We start from the raw sequence: 22900 nt of genomic DNA on the forward strand, positions 1-22900 counted from the left end.
CTGCCGGCCGTTGGCTGATGACGGTTGGTAACAGTTCCGCGCTCCGGCCGCTGGCGGGCCGCCGTTGGTCGGTGCGGCTCGGCCGCCTGCCGGGCTGTTGCTGGCCTCTCTGGTTCGGTGTCCGTCTGCCTTGGTCCGAGTGCTTGCTGATGTTCTGTTGGCTCTCCCTCTGTGGCCCTTCCTTCCCGTGCTGCTTGGTTCTCTCCCTGGTCTCCTCTCCCTTGGTGCCTGCCTCTCTTCCTCCCCCGCCGTTTCTTCTTCTGTCCGTTTTCTCCGCTTCCCTTTTAACCTCACACACCCTTGCGTCAAGACCCGATGGAGCCGTAGAGTGCGATCATGACCGCCACTGTGAGCACCGGGCACGACCCGGAGTACCTGCTGGGGCAGGTGGCTCGCGGCGGTGAGAACTACTACCTCAAGGCCATTGAAGTGGAGGGCGAGCCTCCGGGTATCTGGCTTGGGGACGGCGCCGCCGAGCTCGGTCTGACCGGTGAAGTTGACCCGGACGTGATGCGGGAGATGTACACACATCTCACGGACCCTCGCTTCATTGATGAGGCACGCAGGGTGACGGACGCTCGGATTCAGGAGTGGCGCAAGGCCCACCCCGAGGTGGACGGTCGTAGCGCCGAGTTCCGCGAGGCCAAGGCCCGGATTCGCGCGGAGGTCCGCGCCGAGTACCGGATGGGCACCGCGATTCGGGACTTCACTCCGAGCACGGAACGTAACGTCGCCGAGGCGATCGAGAAGCTGGGCCCGGACGCCACTCCGGAGGCGAAGAAGAAGGCCGAGATGGGGGTTCGGCTCAACGCGCCGGCCACCCGCCGCTTCCACGATCTGACCGTCTCGGTGTCGAAGTCCACCAGCCTGCTGCACGCCGGGTACCAGGCCGAGGCGATCCGGCTGCGCGAGGCCGGCGACGCCCAGGGCGCCGAGGCGATGGAGGCGAAGGCCGCCAAGGTGCTGGACTGCGTGCGGTTGGGCAACCAGGCCGCGCTGGACTACATGCAGGAGCACGCCGGGTACGCCCGCGAGGGCCGGACCGGCCACAAGGGCCCGGACGGGCAGCCGCTGGGCCGCCGGGTGCGGGCCGAGAAGTGGACCGTGGCGAGCTTCCTGCAGCACCTCAGCCGCGAGGAAGACCCGCAGCTGCACATCCACAACGCCATCCACTCCCGGGTCAAGGTCGAGACCGTGGACCCGGTGACGGGGAAGAAGGGCGAGAAGTGGCTGTCGATCGACTCCAACGGGCTGCGGGCGCACGCGCTGGCCGCCGGCTTCCTTGCGGAGCGGGTCACCGCTGAGGCCATCGCCTCCGAGCTCGGCGTGCGCTACGAGTGGCGGCCGGACGGCAAGGCGATCGAGGTCATGGGCATCTCCGGCGAGATGCGCGACAAGTTCTCCGCCCGCCGCCAGGGCATCACCAAGAAGCTGGGCGAGCTGGCGGCCGCGTACGAGGACGAGCACGGCCGGATGCCCAGCCCGCACGTGCTGGCGAAGATGGCCCAGATCATCACGATCGACCCGCGGCTGCGGCCCGGGAAGAAGGAGGCGGTCTCCCGCCAGGAACTCCTGGAACGCTGGGAACAGGCGTCCGTGGAACACACCCGGGAGACGCTGGCCGGAGTTCCAGCGGCCGTGGAACAGGCCGCCGCCGAGCACGGGCTGGAGGCCGAGGCGTTCGACCCGGAGGCCGTCATCAAGGCCGCCGTGGAACGCACCCAGGCGGAGCGTTCCACGTTCACGCGCAACCACATGATGGCCAACATCGCGCGGGAACTGCCGGCCTGTCTCGGCGGGCTCGACGTCCACCAGGTCGTCCAGCTGCTCGGCGAGCTCACCGACATGGCGGTGGAGACCGGCGCCGCGGACGGCAGCCTGGTGGCGCTGGAGGCGGAGGCCAAGGTGGCCGTCCCGGTGCAGCTGCTGCGCGAGGACGGGGAGTGCGTCTACACCCGCCACCAGGGCACGATGTACGCCACGCGGGACCAGCTCGACGTGGAGCGGGCCCTGCGGGACATGACGAAGGACCGCACCGCCCGCGCGCTCGATCCCGCGCTGGTCGAGGAGCTGATCCAGGGCCGTGGCCTGAACGAGAAGCAGGCCGCCGCGGTGCGCGGGATCACCACCTCCGGCCGCCGAGCGGAAGTGCTGGTCGGCCCCGGTGGAACGGGCAAGAGCTACACGCTGGCCACCGTCACCGACGTGTGGGAGGCCGCCGGCGGGCGGGTCATGGGTCTGGCCGCCTCCCAGGCCGCCGCCAACGTGCTGGCCGAGGAGGGCATCAGCGAGACCGCCAACCTCGCCGAGCTGCTGACCTACAACCAGCTGCTGGCCCAGGGCGTCAGCAACGAGACCACCGAGCGGTACCGGATTCGGCCGGAACACCTGGTCATCGTGGACGAGGCGTCGATGGCCGACACCGCCACGCTGACCGCCGTGCGCAAGCTGGTGCAGGCCGCCGGCGCCAAGATGGTCACGGCCGGCGACTACGAGCAGATCAGCGCGGTCGGCGCCGGCGGCGCGTTCAAGGCGATGGCGGACGAGCTCGGCGAGTACGCCCACGAGCTGGAGGAAGTCCGCCGCTTCGCCGCCGAGTGGGAAGGCCCCGCCTCCCTGCGGCTGCGGACCGGCGACACCGACGTGCTGCCCGAGTACGCGGCCCGCGGCCGGTTCCGGCACGGCACGTTCGAGGAGATGGTGGAGGCCACCTACGAGACGTGGGTGGCCGACATCATGAACGGCCGCGAGTCCGTCATGGTGACCGGGACCAACAAGACCGCGGGCATGCTCGCCGCCCGGGCCCGCCAGGACCTGATCCGGCTCGGGTGGGTCTCGGACGGCGCGACCGTGGAACTCCCCCGGCAGGAGACCGCCGCCAGCGTCGGCGACCGCGTCGTGCTGCGGCACATCGACCGCACGGTGCGAAGCCACAGCGGCAACCGGTGCGCGATCAACCGCGACGTGGTCCAGGTCGTTGGCGTGGACGCCGAGCACGGCCGGATGACCGTCCGGTACGACGACGGCGAGGTGATGGAACTCCCGCCCGCCTACGTCGAGAAGTACGTGGAACTCGCCTACGCGGGCACGCTCAACTCGGTGCAGGGCCGCACCGTCTACGCCTGCCGGACCCTGGTCGAGCCGGGCATGACCCGCCAGGCCCTGTACGTCGGCATGTCCCGTGGAACGGCGGAGAACACCGGCTTCGTGCCCACGGACGGCGTTCCAGGCGCCCGTGTCGCGGTGGGCGAGGAGCCCGACCCGATGGCGATCCTCGCCGGGGTGCTGGGCAACGACGGCAGCCAGAAGGCCGCCAGCACGGTGCTCGCCGAGGTGCTGGAGGCCGCCGAGCGGATCGACCAGGTCTCCCCGCTGCTGGAGGACATGGTCACCCGCGCCAACGACGTGCGCTTCCGCAAGGTGCTGCTGGACGCGGTCGGCGAAGACGTCTACCACCGCACGGTCGAGGAGCTGGAGGGCAAGCCGTGGAACTCCGTGGTGCGGCTGGCCCGCACCGTGGAACAGCACGGCCACGACGCCGAGGAGATGCTGGCCCGGGTCGCCCGCGAGCGCGGTTTCCACGACGCCGACGTGGCGGCGAAGGCCCTGCACTACCGGCTCAAGGGTGCGCTGGCCAGCGCCGAGCGGACCCAGGCCCGCCAGGACCAGGCCGCCGTGGCCCAGGCCGAGGCCGCCGAGCGGGCCACCGAGCTGCAGCTGATGCAGGCCCAGGTCGAGGCCGAGCCGTGGTGGCTGGCCGGCACCGAGCAGAACACCGACACCACCGGGGCCGCCGCCGGGCAGACCGAGGCCAGCGAGCTCTTCGCCGACCAGGCGGCCGTGGACCAGGCGCCCGCGCTGCCCGGGGAGTGGTGGGCCCCGCTGCGGCTGGCCACCGAGGAAGAGGCCGCGGCCATCGAGGCCGGCTCCGCCGCCGAGCTCCGCGACCAGGCCGAGGCCGAGGCCCTGCAGCAGAGCATGCGCCTGCAGCAGGCCGTCTCCCTCGGGTACAGCCCGGAGCTGACCACCGAGGAGCTGACCGCCGCCCAGATCGGCGTGCTCGGCGCCCAGTTCCACGACCCCCAGGCCCTGGTCCAGCAGGCCGACGACATGCAGGAGCTCCAGGACGCCCAGGCCGTCCAGCTGCAGCGCGAGCAGGACTGGATGACCCAGGTCATGGCCACCCAGCTGGCCCCCTCCCTGCAGGCCGGGCAGGCCGACCAAATGCGGCACGACATCGCCGTGGAACGCGCAGAGGCCGCCGCCGAGCGTGGAACGTGGAACTGGCGTCTGCGGCACGTCGAGGGCGAGGTGGGCGAGTACGCCCGCGGCCTGGTCTCCGAGATCGTGGAACCGCGCGAGCGCGCGCTGGCCGAGGAACTGGCCGGGCGCGAGGTGCTGCCCGAGTGGGCCGCCACCTCGCTGGGCCCGGTGCCCGCCGAGGACGACCCGGCGCGGGAGGAGTGGCTGCAGCGGGCCGCCGACGTGATGCAGTACCGCGAGGCCCACAGCTACGACCACGAGCGGCTGGCGATCGGCTCGGCCCCGGCCGAAGGCGCCGTCGAGGTCCGCGCGTCGTGGAACCGGGCATGGCGTGCACTCGGCGAGCCGGCCGACCGGCGCGACCTGACCGGCGCGACCGACCGCGACCTGCGCGAGCTGGTGGACCGCTACCGGCGCGAGGAACTGTGGGCCCCGGCGCACGTCGCCGACCAGATGCAGGTCACGTACGAGAGCCAGCAGGACCTCATCCGCGAGGCCGCGCAGATGCGCATCCGCGCCGGCGAGGTCGAGGCGACCGACCCCGAGCAGGCCGCCGCGCTGCGGGACGAGGCCGAGACGTACACCCGGATCGCCGCCGAGGCCGCCGAGCGGGCCGAGAAGCTGGAGACGATCCACCAGGCCCGCCAGGGCTGGTACGAGGAGACCACCGAGACCCGCGAGCGCGCCGAGCTGGCCAAGGCCGAGCTGGACAAGCGCGGCGTGCCGGTGGACGAGCCCGAGGTGGCCGAGGTCCAGTGGCCCGAGGCGGACATGGAGTCCGCGTGGGCCGAGGACGAGTGGGAGATGGCCGAGCCGGAGGCGGAGCTGGCCGAGCCCGAGGCCGAGCTGGCCGAGCCGGAGCTGGCGGAGGTGGAACAGGCCGAGGCCGCCGTGGAACAGGCCCCCGCCGCCGACGTCGAGCAGCCGCAGCCGGCCGCCGTCGAGGCGGAGCCGGAGGCGGTCCGCGAGGAGCCGACCGCCGACCCGGCCGAGGTCGATGCCGCCCCGGTGGAACAGGCCGAGGCCGAGGTGGAACAGCCCGCCGTCGAGGCCGTCCCGGCGTTCCACGCGCCCGAGGTCGAGGCCGACGAAGCGGCCGTCGAGGCCCCGGCCGAGCCCCGGAAGACCGAGGCTCCCGCCGCCGCCGTGGCGGTGGACGAGGGCGAGTGGAACATGCCCGAGCCCGAGGAACTGCCCGAGCTGCCCGAGCCCTCTCTGGTGGACACCTTCGCCCAGGCCGAGGAGGCCCGCCGGGCGGAGGTGCAGCGGTCCGCGCTGGAGAACGAGATGCGGCGCCAGGACGAGCTGGCCGCCAACGCCCGCGCCGGGCGTGAGGACGTCGGCCAGGTCGCCGAGCCGGTCAGTGGCCGCGAGCGCCAGGACCAGGCGCTGGCCGAGGCCCGCGCGGATATAAGGGACATGGACGCCGCCCGGCGCAACGCGATCGAGGTCCGCGACCTCGAAGGCCCGGCGCTGGACGACGCGGTGGGTGTCGCGCTGCAGGCCAAGGACATCCTTGCCGAGCGCGCGAGCGCGAGCGTCACCGCGGCCGCCGAGACCGTGACCGAGCCGCCGGCCCCGGCCGTCGAGAAGGTGGCGGCCGTCGAGGCCCGGGTGATCGAGCGGGCCGCCCTGCAGCAGATGGAGTACTACGGTGGCGGGCTCCAGTGACCGGTTCGCGCCGGGTCACTGTTGCCGCCCCTCAACGGATGGGTACGGTCTGAGCATGGCTGCTGAGAGCTGGTACACCCCCGGGCCGCAGGTGCCCCCGCGCCCGTCGTGGGCCCCGCCGGTTCCACCGGCTCCCCCCGCCGTTCCACCCGGGTGGAACACGGGCCCGGTGACGTCGGTCCCGCCCCTCCCGGAGGAGCCGCCGGCCCGAGCGCTCCCGGACTCGGTGAAGCGTTCGTGGGAGGAGATCGAGCTGCTGCTGGAACAGGCCCAGGCGGAGATCGACTTCCAGTGGAACGGGCAGCGCTGGAAGGAACACCACCCGGACCGGCTGCTGACCATGTGGTGCTCGCGCCCGGCCGAGGCCGCGGAGGGCATCAAGCAGACCTGCCTGTGGATGCTGGGCCGCCGGGGCAGCGCGCCACTGACCGACGGGCCGTGCACGTTCCCGCCGACCAAGCAGGAGATTGCCGAAGAGCACTACCGGGCACGGGACGTGGTCGAGCAGCTGATCCCGGAGTGGCGGGAGATCGGCCCCGACTACGCGGCCGCCTACATCGAGACGCTGGCGTGGATGCGCAACTTGGAGTGTGAGCGGCCGATCGCGGAGCCCGGCTCTCGTTCTTCCTGACCAGCACGCCAAAGGGCGGGGCCCCGACCGATCCGGTCGGGGCCCCGCCCTGTGTGGTTGCTGCTACTCGGTGCCTTCCTCCGCCGGCGGGGCGGAGGGCCGGGCGTCGAGGTCGGCCTGGATGAAGTGGCCCACGGCTTCGTCGTCGTGGTCGCGCCAGTGCTCGGTGTCGTCCGCAGGCACGTGGCGGCCCGCGGCGCCGTCCTTGTAGCACTTGGACAGCGCGCCCTTGACCCGGGCGTGCGTGCCGGGCAGCCAGCGCTCCAGGAACTCGATCTCCCGGTAGACCGTGCTGGTCGAGTCGTTGAAGGTGAAGTCCCACACCAGGTAGAGCGCGGACAGTTCCTCCACCACCTCCGGGTGCAGGTACCAGCACGGGGTGGTCATGTCCCAGAACCGGCTCGGCCACCGGACCTTGAGGACTTCCCGGCGCCAGCGCAGGAGCTTCGCCCAGGCTTCGCCGGCCTCCTCCTCCGTCATGGAGGTCCAGTCCCAGCACGGCGACGGGGCGTTCAGCTTGGCCTTGGCGTCCGCCTCGACCGCCTTGGCCAGCTTGTAGATGTTCTGGGCCAGGTTCTGGCTCTCCAGCAGGGACAGCCGGTCGTTGAGGCCCTGCCGTTCCAGCTGTTCCAGACGCTTCTTGATCTTCGTCTGTTCCATGATGACGACGAAGTGGCCGTCACCCGCCTTGATGCCGGGGGGCATCTTCTCGGGCGGAGGGGTGGGGGCCATCGGGTCAGACCGCCTTTCGGAACGGGTCCACCGGACGCTGGCCCGGCTGCTGCTCGGGCTGCGGCTGCTTGGGGACGACCGGCTTGTATGCCGGCATCGGCGGGGCCGCCGGGGCGGTGGGCAGCTCGATGCCGAGCTTCTGGGCCTGCTTCTCCAGCTTCTCCTGGTTCCGCTCGGCCTTGCGGATCTCCTTGTTCACGGCCTTGACGTCGTCGCGCTTCCAGACCGGCACGATCTTGACCACGACCGGGGCCGCGTTGCGGTGGATGTAGAGGCCGCGGAACTTCGCCAGCCGCCGGATCTTGTCGGTCGGCATCACCGGGACCTGCACCGTGGAGACCGACTTGGTCGCCTCCCCCTTGGCGTTGGTCGAGGTGGTGGTGACGTCCTTGTCCCGCTCGCCGCACAGCTCGGACAGGTCGCGCAGGTCGCGGGTGACCGACAGACCGCCGAACACGAGCTTGTTCGCCAGCTGCCAGATGGTCTCGCCGCCGCGCTGGCCCCACCGGTCGTAGAGCTGGCTCGGGGACTGCACGCTGACCGTGATCGGGATGTTCGAGCCGCCCGCGTCGGCGCCCCAGGACTGCAGCGGCAGCGGGCAGGTGATGGCCGCTTCGTCCAGGATCAGGCTCAGCGGCGGGTCGATGCGGTCGTTCGGGGAGCTGGCCGCCATCTCCTTGGCCGTCTCGTAGATCTCGCCGACGAGGCAGGCGAACAGCGGGGCCACCGAGCCCTTCGAGCGGTGGCGGCCCATCAGGTACAGGGTGCCGCCGGCGCGAAGGAACAGCTCCGGGTCGAAGTCGGGGGAGCCGTCCTTGGGGGTGACGATCGCCGCGACGGACGGCAGGGCCAGGCACTCCAGGCTGGAGATCAGGGTCAGCAGGATGCTCTCCCGGGTCCGCTCGGGCGCCTTGATGACCTGCAGCAGGTCGCTGGCCCACCCGGGCGGGCAGTCCTTGTAGGACTGCAGGAGCTTGAAGGGCTCCATGGTGTCCTCATCCATGCTGGTGACCCACTCGCGCACGTCCATCAGGGTCCGGCCGCCGATGTCGGCCGCCATCAGCAGGCTGCGGAGCACGCGGTACGACTGGTTGTCCCAGAAGGAGGAGTCCTCCACCGCGCCGGTTGCCTGCCCGGACAGCAGGTAGCCCGCGCGGCGGAAGGCCACCACCGGGTCCTTGCAGCCCTTCGGCACGTCCCAGACCAGGGTGTTGGCCACGCCAGCCACGTCCGGGTTGAAGACGAGGACCGGTCCGCGCTTGGCCCGCACGTGCACGGTGTGCCGGTACAGGTCACCGCGGGTGCTGGTGACGACGGCGGAGCCGGGGGCGTCCACCACGAACCCGCCCAGCAGCGCGGACTTACCAGTCCGCGGCGGGGCGAAGACGAGGGTCATGTCTTCGATCGAGTTGTAGATCTCGCGCTTGTGGATGATGTCCACGCCGATGAGCTGACCGAGGTCGAGGGGCACGAGGTTGCGGCGGCCGCGGGTGGCCACCAGCTCGGGCCGCAGCACGTCCGCGCGCTCCAGCAGCTGCTTGCCGGAGAAGTGCTCGCGGATCTCGCTCCGGTCGGCGAACCCGTCCTTGGTGTTGCGGTCGTACGGCTTGTCCAGCCGGAGCTTGAGGTAGCCCAGGCCCGCGGCCGCGACCGCCAGGCCGCCGGCGCCGAGGTGGCCGCCGGGCACGTGCCCGGCGACGTCCCACAGCGCGTTCCCGATGTTGCCGAGGATGTGCCCGGCGTTGGGGGTGTTGACCGTGGTGGGGTTGGTGGTCGGCTGGCCGGTCGGTGCCGCACCGGCCGCCAGCGGCATGCCGGCGGCCGCGTAGGCGGCCCAGCGCCGAGGCGGGGTGGTGTTGTTGCCGTCCGCTGTGGGACGGTCGTCACGACGGTCGGTAGCCTGGTCGTCGTACTGGTGCATCGAGGTTCCCTCTCGTTGTTCCAGGCCCCGGGTCGGCGGTTCCAGCGCCGCCCGGGGCTCTGTTGCTTCCGGGACTGGTGGAGCGCTGGTGATGGGGGCCATCACCGTACGCTCCGGGTCTGACAATGGGACAGCGGTTTCAGGAGCTTCCCGCTGTGCGGGAAGCGGGCGGTGTGTATCCCGCCTACTCCAACGGCCGTCAGATCGAGCCGTTGCGCTGCCAGGTTCCGATGTACTTCCGCACCGACTCCTCCGAGCTCATCACCGAGCGAAGCTGGGGGAACAGGTCGGCCGCGAGCTCCCGCTGGTTCATCGCCTTCTGCTCGGGCGTCAGCGACTGCAGCAGCTCCCGCAGCATCTGCTTGCCGGACAGCTTGGGGGCGGTGTTCTCCGCCTCCGGCTCCGCGGGCAGCTCGGGGTTCTCCGGCTGCTGGTCGTCGGGCCCGGCCGGGACGATCGGCTCAGCCGGCTGCTCGACCACCAGGGCGGCCGGCTCGACGTCGAGCAGGTCCGCCACCGGCTCGGCGGGCAGCTGCTCGGCCACCGGCTGCAGGACCACGTCCTGGTGCGGGAGCCGGGCGTGGACGCCAGCCGGGCGGGAGAGCTCGGCAGCGCTGGGCCGCTCGGCCATGGCCTGGTCGAAGAACACCGGGGCCGGAGCCTGCCACGGCACCTCCGCCGGGGCAGCGGGCTCGGGGGCGAACCAGGAGGAGGGGGACTCCACCGGCTCGGCGACCGCCGGCCGGTCCAGCTTCCGCAGCGGCACCATCCCGCTGTAGAGGCTGGCAGCCGGCTGTTCCACGGTGGGCTCGGGCTGTTCCAGCTCGGCCTCCACAACCAGCTCCACCGGCTGCTGGGGGATCTCCACGGGCACCGGCTCGGCGGCCGCCTCCGGCTCCACGACGAGCGGCTGCTGGCCGGTGGAACCGGTCTCCGCCCGATCGAGCAGCTGGTTCAGTCGCTCCAGTAGCTCCGGGGAGATGGCCCGGGGCAGCTCAGCGACGGGGGCCGGGGCGGTGGGCTGGTCGGCCCGTTCCACCGTGACCTTGGGCGCGTAGTCCCGGGTCAGCTCCGTTTCCGGCGGCTCCAGGTAGGGCAGGGCCCGGCCGTAGCGAGCCAGCTTGAGCGGCAGGATCTCCTCCACCGGAGCCGCACGGCGCCAGCCACGTCCGTACCGCTGGCGAAGAACGGCCCGGTACACCAGCCGGCGCTGTTCCATGTCCACGATCTCGGCGTAGGAGGTGATCTCGAAGAGCTTCATCTTCCGCCACAGCTTGAAGGTGGGGAACGGGGAGAGGACCCAGCGGAAGAACCGGACGCCCTCCATCTCCAGGCGGCCCGCTTCGATCGCCGCGATCCGCGCGACGGCGTACCGGCCCGCTTCGACCACCCCGACGAACAGCACCGGCAGCAGCGCGTGCAGGGCCATCGGCAGGGGCTTGGGGTAGGCACTGGCCGCGTTGAAGGCGATGGTGCCGGCCGTCAGCATCCACGCGACGTACCGCAGGAGCGGGAAGCGGATGCGAAGCCACGTCAGGACCAGGTCCAGCGCCAGCAGGACGGCGATACCCGCGTCGATGCCGACCGGGAAGACGTAGGAGAAGGTCCCCATCTGTCCCTGGTGCTCGGCCAGCTTCTGCAGGGCCTTGTACGAGCCCACGAAGCCGATCCCCGCGATGACCGCACCGCCGGCCGCCGACGCCTTCACCAGGCGCCTCATGGTCGGGGTGAGTGTGGCCAGTTGTCGCCGTACGTCGGGCTGATCGGCGCCTTTATGCTGGTCGTGCATCCCGGGTTCCTCCTGGAATTCGCTCAGGGCCTCAGCGGTGGTCACGACACCGCTGGGGCTGTTCTCGTTCACGCCCCACGCCTCCGCAGATACTCGTCCAGCGCGAAGTCCAGGAGGTCCTGCAGGTCAACGTCGTTGGCCGCGGCGAACATCCGGGCCCGCTTGCGGGTGCTCTCCTTGACCCTGCCTCCGAAGTTCACCCGGGACTCCGGCTTCTCGCGGCTGGGGGGCATGGGCAGGCTCTCCTCTCCGGTGGGCGGAGTCTCCGAGGGGACCTCCGCCGGGTGGTCGGCCTCTCCGCCGCCCCGGCCGGCGGCCGGGTGACCGCTCGGTGCCTTCCCGAAACTCGGGGTGCCGGCGGGCTGGGGGTTCGGTCGCGTCACGTGCGTTCTGCCTTCTTCTTCATCAGATCGGTAATCAGGTGGGCGAGAGCCAGGTTCCAGGCACGGCCGCCGCGCAGACTCTGCACGGGGACGCTCGCGCTGGCAGCGGTGGCGACGGCCGAGCACCGGGGCAGACGACCGGCCACGAGCTCGGGGTAGTTGTTCCTGAGCTCCTTCCACCGGCCCTGGTGTTCCAGAAGCCGGCCGTCGTAGTCGTTGACCACGATCCCGGCGAGGTCCAGCCCCGGGTTGCCCTCCTCCTGGACGACCTTGATGGTGTCCAGGAGCTTGGCGACGCCGTCCGCGCCGAACCGCTCCGCGTCGGCGACGACCACGGCGTGGTGGGCCGCGTTGAGCGCGTTCACCAGCAGGGGCCCCAGGTTGGGGTCCGTGTCGATGAGGATCACGTCGTACTCGCCGTCGAGCTCGGCGGCCCGGATGGCACGCCGCAGACGGAAGTCCAGCGCGGCCCCGCGGTCGGCTTCTCGGGAGGCCAGCTCCAGCTCGGAGGGGACCAGGTCCACCCCCGGCCAGGTCGTCGGCACGATCGCCTCGCGCACGCTGGCCCCGTCCTTGAGGACGTGGTACAGCACGTCGTTGATCGTGCGCTGCACCGGCACAGCCGGCACCAGCCACACCGTGATGTTGCCCTGCGGGGTCAGGTCGATGACGAGAACCCGCAGCCCTCGCCCGGCCAGGTCGCCCGCGAACCCGGCGGTCAGCGACGTCTTGCCGACCCCGCCTTTCTGGTTGCAGAAGACGAAGATCCGGGTTGTCACACCCGGCGACAGAAGCAGTGACATGTCAGGTTCACCTCCTATCGGTTAGTCGGTCCCGGGTCAGCGTAGAAGAGCAACTGACTGCCGATCGGACCGACAAGCGGACGGCCGAGCTTGCAGATCAAGCGTACACCAGATCAGTCAACAAGTCAGCAAGTTGCGTTGTTGACAGACTGACTGACGGAGCGTTCAATGGAGATACAAGCGAGGGAGCCGGGCTTGGCGGCCCGACTCCCTCAGCCCCGGCCGGCGTTCGAGCGCCCCCGGGACGTGGACCGATCCCCCATGGAGGGAACAGTCATGGCCCATTCTGTCAGGCCCCCCCGACGCCACCTGATGGTGGTCAACCGCAAGCCCGGCGCGGTCGGCCAGCGCGTGATCGCGCTGGGCCGCATCCGCCCCGCCCACTGCAGCAACTGCGCGGACTTCCGCACCGTGGCCGTGCGCCGGCCGGACGGCGAGCTGTCCGTGACGCACTGCCCCGTGTGCTCCCTCGCGGCCGTGGACATCGTGGCGGTGACGCGATGAGCGAGGGCCAGAGCCTCCTGCAGCAGTGCCAGCAGGACTACCGCAACCACCAGGCCAGCGCCGACGACCGCCGCGTGGCGTGCTCCGAGCAGCGGGCCACCGGCCAGGCGCACGGCAACGAGTCCGCCGGCGCGTGGGGCAGCCCCGCCCCCGGCGTCCCCCAGCGGTACTGACCGCCCGTCCGTCACCAGCCCGCCGGGCGGCACGGACCGCCCGGCGGGCAGCCCCAGGAGGCTGCAGTGCCGCACACCAAGACGAACCTGATCCCGTTGAACGAGCTCGGCCTGTCCGGCGAGGACTTCCGCCGCTGGGCCGCCGTCGCCCTGTTCAGCTCCGACATGACGACCGCCGAGATCGCCGACGAGCCGCGCGCGCTGATCCGCCCGCTGGTGCGGGCGATCGTGCACACGATCGGCGAGGAGGCCCGCCAGGGCCGGGTGGCCGTCGAGTTCGGCGAGTACCCGACCGAGGCCGCCGCCCGCATGGCAGCGTGCTCGGCCGCCGTCGCGGACGCCCCGAGCTGGCCGCTGCTGACGGACTGGAAGGTGGCCCGCTGATGTACCGCTTCCGCGTCGTCCAGGCCGCCCTCCAGCCCCGCCAGCAGGTCATCGCCATGGCCGCGATGCTCGCCGCCGTGCTCGGCGTCGTCGCCGCGCTCACCCACTCCGCCACCGCCTCCGGGACCGGGCTGGCCGCCGCCGCCGGGTACCTGCTGGTGCTGGCCCCGGCCGTGCTGTGGCTGCGGGCCCGCCCGCTCGCCGTGCTGGTCGGCACGGCGCTGATCTCCGCCGAGCTGGCCCGGGTGCCCGTGCACCTGTACCGGCGTCGGCGCTCCGGCTCGGAGGTGTGGGCATGACCCCCGTCGCGCTGGAGACCCTGCTGACCCCGTACGAGGAGGGCCGCTTCCGCCACCTCCGCACCGGGGAGCTGATGATCCAGGACCAGCTCGGCGCGCTGCAGGCCCGCCGCGAGGTCCGCCGGCGGCTCGCCGAGGGGGACGTGACCCTGCTCGCCAGCCCCGGCCAGCTGTGGACCCTCCGCCCGGAGTTCGACTCGCTCGCCGACTGGCCGCGCGGCCGCACCCTCGAAGTGGTCGAGCGCCGCATCTGCCCGCCCGCCGCCCTGGTCGCGGACGAGGCCGGGCAGGAGCGGGAGATCCGGCTGAGCGTGCTCGCCGAGATGTACGAGCTCACCGCGTGGCGGTGGGAGGAGTGAAGGGCAAGGTCGTGCCGTTCACCGGCGAGCAGCTGGCGCTGTTCCCCGCGGACGGCGCCGCCGAGGGGCGGCCGGTGGAGAAGCCGGCCGCCGCCCGGCGGGCCCCGCGCTGCCTGCCCCCGCAGGCCGTTCGCCAGCTGCTGGCCGCCGTCGAGGACGGCCCCGGCGAGACGGTGGACCGGCCGTGAGCCGGTACGAGGAGAACCCGCGCCTGGTGATCGAGCGCGCCGGACACCACGTCGTGCTCGACCACCAGGGGCTGGCGATCGACGGACAGCGGATCTGCCAGACCCCCCTCACCCCCGCCCAGGCCATCCCGCCCGGCCAGGCCGCCAGCAGCCGGGCGTTCCAGGTCACCGACGACGGCCAGGTGATCTACCGGGGCCGGATGGTCGCGGAGATCGGGCCGCCCCCGGCCGGCACCGCCAACCCCGGGCCCCTGACCGTCCACGGCCCCAACGGGCCCGAGTGGCACCCGGGCCAGCCCGGTGCCGGGCCCTCCGGCCCGGAGCTGGCGGCCGCGGTGAAGCACGCCACCGAGCTGGCCGCCCGCCGCCCCGACCGGCGGGCGGAGGAGGCCGAGGAGGTCTCCTCCGTCCCCCAGCCCACCCCCCGTCAGCACGACGACCGAGACCAGCAGATGGAGCTCACGCGATGACCCCGCACCACTGGCAGCCGACGACGACTGTTACCCCGCTGGTCCCCGCCCAGCCGCCGCAGATCATGAGCGCGGGCACCTACCTGGTCACCCGCTACGGCGGCCGGGTGGCGCCCTTCCTCAGCACCACGACCGCGCTGGTGCTGGCCCGGATCTGGCACGAGCAGGGGGCTGCCGGCAGCTGGGGGGACGTCGCCCTGATGCTCGCGCTGTCGGCCGGCTCCACCTTCCACGGCGTCGTCTCGGCGTCGAAGGAGCACGGCCACGAGGTCATCACCGCCGTGGCGTTCGCCGCCAGCGGCGCGTTCGCGCTGACCGGGGTTGCCGCCTACACCAGCAGCTGGGCACTGGCCGCGATCCTGTGGCTGGTGGCCACCGTGCTGGTCTACTCCGTCACCGCGCGGCACTGGCGCACCGCCCGCGAGCGGGCCGAGGCCCGGTGGCACGAGCTGCAGTTGACCCAGGTCAACCGGCTGGCCGACGTCGAGACGGCGCGGCTGCAGGCCACCGTCCAGGCCCAGGCGCTCACCTACGGGCTGATGCTCGCGCAGGCGATCGACCACCGGCAGACGCTCGACCCGGCCACCTTCCAGGCTGCGATGCTGGCCGGCACCGGCCTGCCCCAGCTGACCCCGGCCAGCACCACCACCACGAAGGAGATCAACAGCTGATGACCGATCAGACCACGCGCGAGGAAGAGGCCCAGGCCAAGCTGTCCGTGCTGGCGGAGTACGCCGGCCACTTCGCCGACAGCTGGTCCACCGCGCGCCGCCAGGCGTGGGTGGCCGCCGTCGCCGACTTCGTCCACCACGAGGACGGGACGCACAGCTTCGGACCGTCCACCCCCGTGCCCGCGTGGGCCCGCCGCGAGTTCGACGGCCGGATGAAGACGGGGGAGTGCCCGATCCTCTCGCTCGGCACGGTGCCGGTCCACGTGGACTGGCCGCGGATCGTGCGCGAGCACCAGGTGGAGCTGGCGAACGGCTTCTACGACACCGCCCCGTACGGGCCGGACATCCTCTCCGCGTTCGAGCTGCTGACCGGGCTCGGGTACGAGCCGTGGCTGGACACCGAGCTGCACCTGGTGGACGTCGCCGAGGACGGGACGCTGCAGATCCGGCTGGAGGCCGGCGCCCTGCACGCCGAGGGCCCGGTGCCCGAGGACACGGTGCGCGAGGTGTGGAACCGGCTCGGCGGCACCGAGCGGGTCTCCGTGAGCCCCGGCTACGGCGCCAGCTTGGGCCGCAACATCGTGGAGTGGGCGTGGTACTGACCGCGCCCGCGCTAGGTTCGGAGGTTCGGCCGCCCGGCCGGACCCGGGGTGAGGGGAAGGGGACCAGGGTGGACGAGCAGGACCACGGCGAGGGGTGCGACGACCCGCAGTGCGAGGTGTGCGGCCCGGAGCCGACCTACGAGGAGTGGGTGGCCCAGCAGATCGGCCCGCGCAGGGTCGGCGGCCGGTACCGCACCCGGCACGGCTACGAGTACGACGTGATTGCCATCGACCCGGGCCCGCGCCCGCGCACCCAGTGGCCGGTCTGGCAGATCACCGTGATCGGCGTCGAGGACAGCATCAAGCGGAGCCACTGCACCGCGTGGGACGAGGGCGACCAGGTCGTGCAGGAGCCCGGCGAGGCGGTGCTGGAGTGGCCCGCCGCGGGTGCGCGGGCCGCCGGGCTGGCGGCCGCCGAGGCGTTGGAGCCCGGCGGCCGGCACCGCTGACCACCACCACACCGAACCGGAGGGGACCATGACGAACACCCAGGGCAGCCCGCTGCAGCTGCCCGACATCTACGAGACCCGGCAGGGCCACGCACTGCGCGACGCCTATGAGCGCGGCGACATGGACGAGGCCCGGCGCATCGAGGCGCACGTGCTGGCCGAGGCCGCCACCACCCCGGAGGAGCGGGAGGTCTTCGCCGAGACCCTGCGCGGTGCGATGCTGTTCAAGGAGCTCACCCAGGCCAAGGAGGCCGGGGACGAGGCCCGCGCCGAGGAGATCAGCCAGCGGATGGTCAAGCTGTGCTCCCGGCGCACGATCGTGCAGACCATCTCCGCCGGCTACCTCCAGGCCGGACTGCGCGAAGGACTGCCGAAGGCCACCCACGACGAGCTGATGGCCATGCTCGCCGAGCTGGAGGTGGGCGGGGAGATCCGCCGTCTCGCCGAGAGCATCCCCGTTCACTGACACCCGAGCAGCACGACGAGGGCCCCGCCGCCGGCGGGGCCCTCTCGCGTTCACCAGCTCGGCACTACCGCGGTTCCCGCCGTCGCGGGCGTCCCCCGATCGGGTGGTCTCTGACGCAGGTCAAGGCCCGCAGCCGCGCCGACCGCCCGTGCGAAGAGGTGGCACCGCCGTAGAAAGACAACTACCCGGCGGGGCAGGCGTGGGGGTGACCCGCCGTGACGCAGAAGGGGGAGGCGTGGCTGATCGGGGAGCGGGGGCCGCCGTCCGGCGCGGGGCGCCGGTCGGCTCGGTGCTCTCCGGCACCGGTTGCCGAGCGCGCCGGCACCAGGGGGTGACCGGGCGAGAGCTGATGTCAACAAGTCGGCATTGTCGGTCAGTTCCGGCAGCAGGAACGGCGAAGGGGCCCCGGGTGAACCGGGGCCCCTTCTCGCTGACCGGGGTCAGCCGCCGTGCGGGGGCAGCACCCGGGAGGCGTGCTCGGCCAGCTGCTGCACGCGGGCCGGGTCGAACCCCGGCACCGGGGCGAGGTTGCGCACGAGGTGCCGCACCCGCTTGGCGGGCACCACCGTGACGCCTTCCAGCATCACCACCCCGCCGGGCACGCTCGCGCCGTGCACGGCGACCAGCGCCCGCACCGGCACCCCGAGCGCGCGGGCCGCCCGCTCGGCCTCCCAGGCCGCCGTCTGCAGAGTCTTGCTCTGGTCGTACCTGCCGTAGAACAGCCGGCCCCCGTCCACCCGCAGCTTGGACTTGGTGCTCTGCCAGTTCTTGGTGTCCACCATCAGCACCCCGGCCGGGCCGATCAGCAGGTGGTCCAGGTTGGCCCGGCTCCCCGGTACCGCCCGGTCGTGGAGCGCTGTCCAGCCGTCGCGCTGCAGCGGGATCAGCAACTGGGCCGTGCGCCGCTCGCCCGCCGCCCCGATGGTCCAGGAGTTGCCCACCGGCCGGTACACCCGGCGGGCGGCCGCGCCGACGACGACGAGCACCAGGACCAGGCCGAGCCACCACGGCAGGCCGACGAGCACGGCCAGGACCAGGCCGCCGGCCCCGGCCGCCGGAAGAGCCCAGCGGGCCCGCGCGTGCTGGCGGGCCCGCTCGGCGTCGAGCTGGCGCTGGCCCATCCGGGCCGCCGACGCCCCCGCCCCCGCCCCGTTCCGCTGGTCAGGAATCCCTGCCATCCCTTTCCCCTCCCCTTCGTTGGTGCCCGGCGGGACGCTGCCCGCCGGGCGGTTCGCCTACTCCCAGCCGTCCGGGCCGTAGGTCAGCTGGCGGTCGTAGGCGGTGCACTCGCACGGGCAGTGGTGGGAGCGCATGCAGTCGCAGTAGTCGAGGCAGATGTGCGTCCCGCAGCGGTCGCAGTCGTAGCGCCCGCAGTCGTCGCAGCGGTGCCGGTACTCCTCCATCACGCGCCGTTCCGCCGGGCCGGGACCGCCAGGCCGTCCTCAGCGCGCAGCATCAGCCAGACGATCCGGCCGATCTCGTGCATCCCGTGGTGGAGCTCCAGGCGGTCCCGGCCGGAGAGCCGGAGCGTGCGCGTCCCCCGCCTGCCCCGGTGGAAGACCGCCCACCATGGACGACGACTTCGCCCTTCCTCCTCCAGCTCGATGGTCTGGTAGGCGTCGTCAGTGGTCAGCCGGACCGTGACCCGGCGGCCGTTCGCCATCAGCAGCTCGGCCGTGAGCGAGCCGACGACCGTCAGCCCCTCCTCCAGACAGCTCTCGATCATCCCCCGGTGCCGGGCGTCCCGTTCCTCCCCGGACACGGTCTCCACCAGGTGCTCGCGCACGTAGTTGGTCGTCCGGTGCAGGTGGTCCAGTGCGTGCTCGGCGTCCGCCAGGCGGTCGATGTCCTGCGCGCCCTCGGTGGGCGTGAGAAGGGCGTTGAACGCGCTGAGCGCGATGGACAGGTGCGCGCCGGCGTCGGCCAGCGGCGGCGCGTCCTGCATCCGGCCGGCGGGGGAGAGCACGTCGCTGGCGTGCCGGGACAGCTGCCGCAGCGCGGCCGGGTCGAGCGGCGCGGCCGGCTGCAGCTTCCCCGGCTCGGCGTTGGTCTGGTAGGTCGTCATCCCATCACCCCGGAGACCGCCGCCACCACGAAGTCCAGCGCGGTGTTGGCCGCCTCCCGGCGCTCGGTGGCGCTCATCCCCTCGCACGCGGTGAACATCGAGTCGTTGCCGCCGTCCAGGCCGAGCCGGGCCAGGCGCCGGAACTCCGGCGCGGCCGGTCCCGGGATGCCGTCGTCCGTCATCGTCCGGGGCAGGCCGCCCATCGCGCCGTGCACCGAGATGCACGCCAGCTCGACCAGCCGCGCGGTGGTCACCGGGTCCTCCACCAGCAACGTGGTGAGGACGTCCTGGCACGAGAGGCACCGGTCCATTGCCGCCCCGAGCAGCTGGCCGAGCAGCTGGTGGTCCACCGGGCGGCCGCCCGGGTCGCGGTAGTCGTCCGGGATCTCGAACCCCTCGTGCCCGTGCTCCTGCGGTTCCGGCCGCTCCCGCCGCGGCTTGCCCGGCTTCTGCCGTCCCATCACGCCACCTCTTCCCGCTGGTTGGATTCGTTCGGTTGTACGTCGAGGACCACGCGAAGGCCCCCGGAGCGGTGCGTGAGCCGGGTCGGCTCGGACACCCGCAGCGTCGGCGCGTTCTGCAGCACCGGCAGCAGGAGCTCCAGGACCCGCTCGCCGAGCTGGCGATCGTCGGTCATCAGGCGAAGCTGCGGCATCAGCAGGTCACCTCCGGCGTGCCGGTCAGCGTGTCGGCGGAGGTCTGGGCGGGCAGGGCCGGGCGGCCGGCCAGGGCCGCGAGCCGGTCCAGGACCGCGAGGCAGTCAGCCGCCCCCCGGTGCGGGCCGTTGAGCTTCTGCCAGCGGTAGCCGCCTCGGTGCGACGGCTCCCCGCACCAGGTGCTGAACGGGATCATCACGTCCTCCCAGGTCATGGTGGACAGCCAGGCTTCCGCGCTGGCCTGCGGGTCCGGGTGCCCCTGCCGCCGGTAGTAGCCGGCCAGCTCCCGCCGCAGCACCGGCCAGTCGAATTCCTTGACGTTCCAGCCCACGACCCGGCGCCCGTGCAGCTGGGAGCCGTGGAACTCGTGATTGGTGCGGTAGGTGAGGGCGCGGGTCAAGTCGCTCATGTGGGCGTCGAAGTCGGGGCGGCCGGCCAGCATCGCGTCCGTGATCCCGTTGTGCCGGGTCGTCTCCTCCGGCATGGGGATGCCCGGGTTCACCAGGCTGTCGAGGAGCACCCGCCGGTCCGTGGTGACCACCCCGATCTCCACGATCCGCGCGTCATCCCCGAGCCCGGTGGTCTCCAGGTCGAGGACCGCCACCTCCGGGTCGTCCAGCAGGGCCGCCGCCCAGGACGCGAGCCGGGCCACCTCCCGCTCCCGTTCCTTTTCGGTCGGACTTTCGATTTCAGTCACGGCGGGTTCTCCTTTCTCAGGCCGATTAGAGCGTATCAAGAAATAGCGCCACACGCGCCGAGATGCAAGTATTTGCGGCGAATCGAAGCGGCGTACGGAAATGGGTTTTCCGAGCCGGGCCAACAACCGAGGTCGGTTGTTTATGGCCAAGATCGGCGGTCCGCGGAGGCCGATCAACCGAGGTCGGTTGGTCACTCGGACGTCTCCTCCGGCTCGGGCCGGCCGTACCGGTCGAGTGCCTGCCGGACGATCCGGCCGGGGGAGTGGATGAGGTCGGCCAGGCGCTCGCGCTCGGCCCTCCCGAGGCTCGGGCTGTAGAGGGCCAGGGGGCGCGCGCTGACCCGCCAGGATGCGGTCCGCAGCTTGGTGACCAGCTCAGACGGGAGGAGGTAGTTCCGCTCCACCAGCCGCACATCCGGGGCCGGCCCCGGCCAGCGGCCGCTCAGCTTCATCTCCCCCTCCTCCTCCGGGGTCAGCCGTTCCCAGGGGCCGGCCAGGTCCGGCTCGGCCAGGCGCTGGCGCAGGGCCGCGGCCACGACGACGTCGAGCGGGGGCCAGGTGTCGGGTCGGATCAGCGCGAGCTGCACCCGGGCCTCCCGATGGGTCAGCCCCTCTTTTCTCAGTTCTTTCAGGTATTCGTCCTGCTCCAATTTATGGCGCCTTTTCCGCAGGTTGAATCGGCTTGCCTGCTGCGGGGTGATGCTCACGGTGATCTGTAGCGAGGTCATGTTTTCCAATCTACCGAGGTCGATTAGTGGGCTCGGCTTTGCGCCGCCGTACGTCCGCTCAGCCGGCGGAGTCGATCCGCAGCCCAAGCGGTCGGCGCCCGGTGGTCGGGCGGACCGGGGCCGCCGGCGGGGGCACCAGGCCCTCCCAGGGGTCCGGCCGGGCCGTGCGGTCGGCGGGCGGGGCCGGGGCGGCCGGGTGCTGCTCGGCCAGCCACAGCGGCCGGCGGGGAGTCTGAGGGTTCGTCACCTGCCCAAGTCTGCCGCACACCGAGGGGCCCGTGCCGTGCCCGCAGGAGCTGCCCGGGGTGCGGGTCAGAGATCGTCTCCGACGGGCCACCCTGCGGAGGGGGTGGCCTCAAGATCCGTGCCGGGCGGTTCCCGCCGTTGGTGGTGGGGTGGGTGCGGGGGAGCCGGGTGCGGCCCCCTCGCCGGACGCCCTCCGCACCCTGGCACAGCCCGGCGGAGGACCAGGGCAACCTGTCCGGGACTTTCCGCCGGCCGCCGCCCGGGGGGCGACGACCACCGGAAACTCCCTCCCAGGCCGGGCGCCCCGGGGGCGCCCGGTCCCTGGCCCCCCACCAGGCCGCGCCCCCACCGTGAGGCCGCCCAACGAGGGAACCACCCCCAGCTCGGGCGGAGGACTGGCGAGCCGCCGGCCGAGCGGGGCCCGGTCAGCCGGCGGCGAGCGAACACCCCTGAATTCAATAGCGTTTCATTGCATATCGTGGCTGACATGCAATGCAAGGGTGTGCTATGCTATGGAATAGGTCAGGGCGGGTGGTCCGCCCCGGAGTCGAGAGGTCGAGCCCATGAGCGAGCAGCCCGCAGAGGTCCCCGGCGAGGACGACGCCGCCGGAGCGGCCGTGTGCGCGTTCCCGGGGTGCACCCGCCCGCCCATCCCCTCCGAGGGGGTGGGACAGCCGAACAAGTACTGCGACAACCCGAAGCACACCGCGCTGACCGCCTACCGGGAGAAGAAGCGCCGCCAGCGGGCCGGCGGGGCGGAGACCCCCTCCGACCGCCCGGTGAAGGAGGCGATCGAGGGTGTCGGCGTGCTCCGCAAGGACGTGCTGGACTCCGTCCGGACGCTGATGGACCGCCTGCCGCTGGTGATCGAGCGGCTGGAGACCATCACCGACCCGGAGGCCGCGGCCGCCGAGATCCAGACCGAGAAGGAGAGCGCGGCCGCCGACGTCGCCGAGCTGCGGAAGGACTTCGCCCTGGAGCACAAGCAGCGGCTGGCCGCCCAGGCCGAGCGCGACGTGGCCAAGGCCGAGAAGAAGCAGGCCGAGGACGCCGCCGACGAGGCCGACGCCGAACTGCAGGAGGCCCGCGCGCAGTTCGAGACCGACGCGGCCCGGCTGGAGGAGGAGAAGACCTCCGCCATCGCGGCAGCCCAGGAGGCCGCCGAGGAGCGCGTGCGCCAGGCCCAGGCCGACGCCGAGGCCCAGGTGAAGCAGGTCCGCGAGACGGCGGCCGGCGAGGTGGCCCAGGCCCAGGGCGAGCTGGCGGAGTTCAAGGCGGAGCTGGAGGCGTTCAAGGCCACCACCGCCGAGGAGCGCGAGGCCGAGCAGGTCCGGCTCCAGGAGGCGCTGGCCGAGGCCGCCGGGAAGGTGACCCGAGCCGAGGCGGACAGGACCACCGCCCAGGGCGAGCGCGACCAGGCCAAGGCCCACGCCGCCGACGTCGAGCAGAAGACCGCCGTCCTGGTCGCCAAGGCCACCGCGACGGCCGACGCGAAGGACGAGACGATCAAGGAGCTCAAGGAGGCGGCGAAGACGGCGCGGGAGGACCACCGCGAGATCGTCAAGGACATGGAGGAGACCGCCAAGGAGATGCGGGCCCGCATCGAGGAGCTGCTGGAGGAGAAGCACCAGGCCGCCACCGCCGCCCGGGCCGCCGCCGACCGGATCAGCGAGCTGGAGGGCCAGCTGGCCGCCGCCACCGACAAGAAGGCCGGCCGCTGACCGGGGTCGGCCCGCCCTGGTGGTGACCG

Annotated in this window: 27 protein-coding genes; 14 read left to right on the forward strand and 13 right to left on the reverse strand. The window is 72.4% G+C overall.

All coding sequences use genetic code 11. The annotated features are described in order from the left end of the window. Positions 1 to 336 precede the first annotated feature (336 nt). On the forward strand, positions 337 to 5934 hold the full coding sequence (mobF, locus tag ACPC54_RS40355) for a MobF family relaxase (protein WP_498972447.1): 5598 nt from the start codon (positions 337 to 339) through the stop codon (positions 5932 to 5934). Positions 5935 to 6160: 226 nt separating this feature from the next. Beyond that, entirely contained in the window at positions 6161 to 6565 is a 405-nt protein-coding gene (locus ACPC54_RS40360) for a hypothetical protein (protein ID WP_498972449.1), read from the forward strand. Between the two features lie 63 nt (positions 6566 to 6628). Here ACPC54_RS40360 and ACPC54_RS40365 read toward each other — a convergent pair whose 3' ends face one another. From ACPC54_RS40365 to ACPC54_RS40385, 5 genes are all read right to left on the reverse strand, one after another. Further along, positions 6629 to 7297 (reverse strand): hypothetical protein, encoded by a 669-nt coding sequence (locus ACPC54_RS40365; protein WP_498972451.1) that lies wholly within the window; start codon positions 7295 to 7297, stop codon positions 6629 to 6631. Positions 7298 to 7301: 4 nt separating this feature from the next. After that, positions 7302 to 9218 (reverse strand): type IV secretory system conjugative DNA transfer family protein, encoded by a 1917-nt coding sequence (locus ACPC54_RS40370; protein WP_498972453.1) that lies wholly within the window; start codon positions 9216 to 9218, stop codon positions 7302 to 7304. Between the two features lie 199 nt (positions 9219 to 9417). Next, complete coding sequence (locus tag ACPC54_RS40375; protein ID WP_498972455.1) at positions 9418 to 11079, reverse strand: DUF2637 domain-containing protein; 1662 nt, start codon at positions 11077 to 11079, stop codon at positions 9418 to 9420. Next, a complete protein-coding gene (locus ACPC54_RS40380; protein WP_498972457.1) occupies positions 11076 to 11240 on the reverse strand; it encodes a hypothetical protein in 165 nt (54 codons plus the stop codon). The genes ACPC54_RS40375 and ACPC54_RS40380 overlap by 4 nt, the downstream gene beginning before the upstream one ends. Before the next feature lie 146 nt (positions 11241 to 11386). After that, complete coding sequence (locus ACPC54_RS40385) at positions 11387 to 12193, reverse strand: ParA family protein (RefSeq protein WP_498972459.1); 807 nt, start codon at positions 12191 to 12193, stop codon at positions 11387 to 11389. A gap of 276 nt (positions 12194 to 12469) precedes the next feature. On the opposite strand from ACPC54_RS40385, the gene ACPC54_RS40390 reads away from it, so the two are divergent. From ACPC54_RS40390 to ACPC54_RS40440, 11 genes are all read left to right on the forward strand, one after another. Then, complete coding sequence (locus tag ACPC54_RS40390) at positions 12470 to 12697, forward strand: hypothetical protein (RefSeq protein ID WP_498972461.1); 228 nt, start codon at positions 12470 to 12472, stop codon at positions 12695 to 12697. Beyond that, the gene (locus ACPC54_RS40395; protein ID WP_498972463.1) at positions 12694 to 12870 is read left to right on the forward strand and encodes a hypothetical protein; all 177 of its coding nucleotides are present in this window, start codon (positions 12694 to 12696) and stop codon (positions 12868 to 12870) included. Before ACPC54_RS40390 ends, ACPC54_RS40395 begins: the two co-directional genes overlap by 4 nt. 66 nt (positions 12871 to 12936) lie before the next feature. Beyond that, entirely contained in the window at positions 12937 to 13254 is a 318-nt protein-coding gene (locus ACPC54_RS40400) for a hypothetical protein (protein ID WP_498972465.1), read from the forward strand. Continuing rightward, complete coding sequence (locus tag ACPC54_RS40405; RefSeq protein WP_498972467.1) at positions 13254 to 13553, forward strand: hypothetical protein; 300 nt, start codon at positions 13254 to 13256, stop codon at positions 13551 to 13553. The genes ACPC54_RS40400 and ACPC54_RS40405 overlap by 1 nt, the downstream gene beginning before the upstream one ends. Next, positions 13550 to 13912 (forward strand): hypothetical protein, encoded by a 363-nt coding sequence (locus ACPC54_RS40410; RefSeq protein ID WP_498972469.1) that lies wholly within the window; start codon positions 13550 to 13552, stop codon positions 13910 to 13912. The genes ACPC54_RS40405 and ACPC54_RS40410 overlap by 4 nt, the downstream gene beginning before the upstream one ends. After that, positions 13909 to 14100, forward strand: a complete 192-nt coding sequence (locus ACPC54_RS40415; protein WP_498972471.1) for a hypothetical protein — start codon at positions 13909 to 13911, stop codon at positions 14098 to 14100. The genes ACPC54_RS40410 and ACPC54_RS40415 overlap by 4 nt, the downstream gene beginning before the upstream one ends. Continuing rightward, entirely contained in the window at positions 14097 to 14570 is a 474-nt protein-coding gene (locus ACPC54_RS40420; RefSeq protein ID WP_498972473.1) for a hypothetical protein, read from the forward strand. The genes ACPC54_RS40415 and ACPC54_RS40420 overlap by 4 nt, the downstream gene beginning before the upstream one ends. Continuing rightward, complete coding sequence (locus tag ACPC54_RS40425; protein ID WP_498972475.1) at positions 14567 to 15241, forward strand: hypothetical protein; 675 nt, start codon at positions 14567 to 14569, stop codon at positions 15239 to 15241. Before ACPC54_RS40420 ends, ACPC54_RS40425 begins: the two co-directional genes overlap by 4 nt. Beyond that, positions 15241 to 15843 carry a hypothetical protein gene (locus ACPC54_RS40430; protein WP_498972477.1) on the forward strand — a complete coding sequence of 201 codons (603 nt, stop codon included), beginning with the start codon at positions 15241 to 15243 and terminating at the stop codon, positions 15841 to 15843. Before ACPC54_RS40425 ends, ACPC54_RS40430 begins: the two co-directional genes overlap by 1 nt. A gap of 68 nt (positions 15844 to 15911) precedes the next feature. Further along, positions 15912 to 16292: a hypothetical protein gene (locus tag ACPC54_RS40435; RefSeq protein ID WP_498972479.1), complete on the forward strand. Its 381-nt coding sequence runs from the start codon at positions 15912 to 15914 to the stop codon at positions 16290 to 16292. A gap of 28 nt (positions 16293 to 16320) precedes the next feature. Next, positions 16321 to 16758: a hypothetical protein gene (locus ACPC54_RS40440; protein WP_498972481.1), complete on the forward strand. Its 438-nt coding sequence runs from the start codon at positions 16321 to 16323 to the stop codon at positions 16756 to 16758. A 440-nt stretch (positions 16759 to 17198) separates the two neighbouring features. Here ACPC54_RS40440 and ACPC54_RS40445 read toward each other — a convergent pair whose 3' ends face one another. The 8 genes from ACPC54_RS40445 to ACPC54_RS40480 form a co-directional block, all read right to left on the reverse strand. Continuing rightward, positions 17199 to 17936, reverse strand: coding sequence for a nuclease-related domain-containing protein (locus tag ACPC54_RS40445; RefSeq protein ID WP_498972483.1), 738 nt, complete (start codon positions 17934 to 17936; stop codon positions 17199 to 17201). A gap of 57 nt (positions 17937 to 17993) precedes the next feature. Beyond that, complete coding sequence (locus ACPC54_RS40450; protein WP_498972485.1) at positions 17994 to 18164, reverse strand: hypothetical protein; 171 nt, start codon at positions 18162 to 18164, stop codon at positions 17994 to 17996. Continuing rightward, positions 18161 to 18823: a hypothetical protein gene (locus ACPC54_RS40455; RefSeq protein WP_498972487.1), complete on the reverse strand. Its 663-nt coding sequence runs from the start codon at positions 18821 to 18823 to the stop codon at positions 18161 to 18163. Before ACPC54_RS40455 ends, ACPC54_RS40450 begins: the two co-directional genes overlap by 4 nt. Further along, positions 18820 to 19284, reverse strand: a complete 465-nt coding sequence (locus tag ACPC54_RS40460; protein ID WP_498972489.1) for a hypothetical protein — start codon at positions 19282 to 19284, stop codon at positions 18820 to 18822. The genes ACPC54_RS40455 and ACPC54_RS40460 overlap by 4 nt, the downstream gene beginning before the upstream one ends. Further along, on the reverse strand, positions 19284 to 19478 hold the full coding sequence (locus ACPC54_RS40465) for a hypothetical protein (RefSeq protein WP_498972491.1): 195 nt from the start codon (positions 19476 to 19478) through the stop codon (positions 19284 to 19286). Before ACPC54_RS40465 ends, ACPC54_RS40460 begins: the two co-directional genes overlap by 1 nt. Beyond that, complete coding sequence (locus ACPC54_RS40470) at positions 19478 to 20176, reverse strand: 3'-5' exonuclease (protein WP_498972493.1); 699 nt, start codon at positions 20174 to 20176, stop codon at positions 19478 to 19480. The genes ACPC54_RS40465 and ACPC54_RS40470 overlap by 1 nt, the downstream gene beginning before the upstream one ends. Before the next feature lie 191 nt (positions 20177 to 20367). After that, a complete protein-coding gene (locus tag ACPC54_RS40475) occupies positions 20368 to 20904 on the reverse strand; it encodes a hypothetical protein (RefSeq protein WP_498972495.1) in 537 nt (178 codons plus the stop codon). 58 nt (positions 20905 to 20962) lie between these two features. Further along, positions 20963 to 21151 (reverse strand): hypothetical protein, encoded by a 189-nt coding sequence (locus ACPC54_RS40480; RefSeq protein WP_498972497.1) that lies wholly within the window; start codon positions 21149 to 21151, stop codon positions 20963 to 20965. A 562-nt stretch (positions 21152 to 21713) separates the two neighbouring features. On the opposite strand from ACPC54_RS40480, the gene ACPC54_RS40485 reads away from it, so the two are divergent. Further along, complete coding sequence (locus ACPC54_RS40485) at positions 21714 to 22871, forward strand: hypothetical protein (protein ID WP_498972499.1); 1158 nt, start codon at positions 21714 to 21716, stop codon at positions 22869 to 22871. The last annotated feature ends 29 nt before the right edge of the window (positions 22872 to 22900 follow it).

Source organism: Kitasatospora sp. NPDC094028 (assembly GCF_049543595.1).
Lineage (GTDB): Bacteria > Actinomycetota > Actinomycetes > Streptomycetales > Streptomycetaceae > Kitasatospora.

Excerpts from the sequence above, each read along its gene's own strand:
- ACPC54_RS40460 (WP_498972489.1), bottom strand. The coding sequence starts at position 19,284 with ATGGGACGGCAGAAGCCGGGCAAGCCGCGGCGGGAGCGGCCGGAACCG.
- ACPC54_RS40425 (WP_498972475.1), top strand. The coding sequence starts at position 14,567 with ATGACCCCGCACCACTGGCAGCCGACGACGACTGTTACCCCGCTGGTC.
- ACPC54_RS40410 (WP_498972469.1), top strand. The coding sequence starts at position 13,550 with ATGACCCCCGTCGCGCTGGAGACCCTGCTGACCCCGTACGAGGAGGGC.
- ACPC54_RS40455 (WP_498972487.1), bottom strand. The coding sequence starts at position 18,823 with ATGACGACCTACCAGACCAACGCCGAGCCGGGGAAGCTGCAGCCGGCC.
- ACPC54_RS40475 (WP_498972495.1), bottom strand. The coding sequence starts at position 20,904 with ATGACCTCGCTACAGATCACCGTGAGCATCACCCCGCAGCAGGCAAGC.
- ACPC54_RS40405 (WP_498972467.1), top strand. The coding sequence starts at position 13,254 with ATGTACCGCTTCCGCGTCGTCCAGGCCGCCCTCCAGCCCCGCCAGCAG.
- mobF (WP_498972447.1), top strand. The coding sequence starts at position 337 with ATGACCGCCACTGTGAGCACCGGGCACGACCCGGAGTACCTGCTGGGG.
- ACPC54_RS40365 (WP_498972451.1), bottom strand. The coding sequence starts at position 7,297 with ATGGCCCCCACCCCTCCGCCCGAGAAGATGCCCCCCGGCATCAAGGCG.
- ACPC54_RS40390 (WP_498972461.1), top strand. The coding sequence starts at position 12,470 with ATGGCCCATTCTGTCAGGCCCCCCCGACGCCACCTGATGGTGGTCAAC.
- ACPC54_RS40385 (WP_498972459.1), bottom strand. The coding sequence starts at position 12,193 with ATGTCACTGCTTCTGTCGCCGGGTGTGACAACCCGGATCTTCGTCTTC.
- ACPC54_RS40445 (WP_498972483.1), bottom strand. The coding sequence starts at position 17,936 with ATGGCAGGGATTCCTGACCAGCGGAACGGGGCGGGGGCGGGGGCGTCG.
- ACPC54_RS40395 (WP_498972463.1), top strand. The coding sequence starts at position 12,694 with ATGAGCGAGGGCCAGAGCCTCCTGCAGCAGTGCCAGCAGGACTACCGC.
- ACPC54_RS40465 (WP_498972491.1), bottom strand. The coding sequence starts at position 19,478 with ATGCCGCAGCTTCGCCTGATGACCGACGATCGCCAGCTCGGCGAGCGG.
- ACPC54_RS40370 (WP_498972453.1), bottom strand. The coding sequence starts at position 9,218 with ATGCACCAGTACGACGACCAGGCTACCGACCGTCGTGACGACCGTCCC.
- ACPC54_RS40380 (WP_498972457.1), bottom strand. The coding sequence starts at position 11,240 with ATGCCCCCCAGCCGCGAGAAGCCGGAGTCCCGGGTGAACTTCGGAGGC.
- ACPC54_RS40440 (WP_498972481.1), top strand. The coding sequence starts at position 16,321 with ATGACGAACACCCAGGGCAGCCCGCTGCAGCTGCCCGACATCTACGAG.
- ACPC54_RS40485 (WP_498972499.1), top strand. The coding sequence starts at position 21,714 with ATGAGCGAGCAGCCCGCAGAGGTCCCCGGCGAGGACGACGCCGCCGGA.
- ACPC54_RS40430 (WP_498972477.1), top strand. The coding sequence starts at position 15,241 with ATGACCGATCAGACCACGCGCGAGGAAGAGGCCCAGGCCAAGCTGTCC.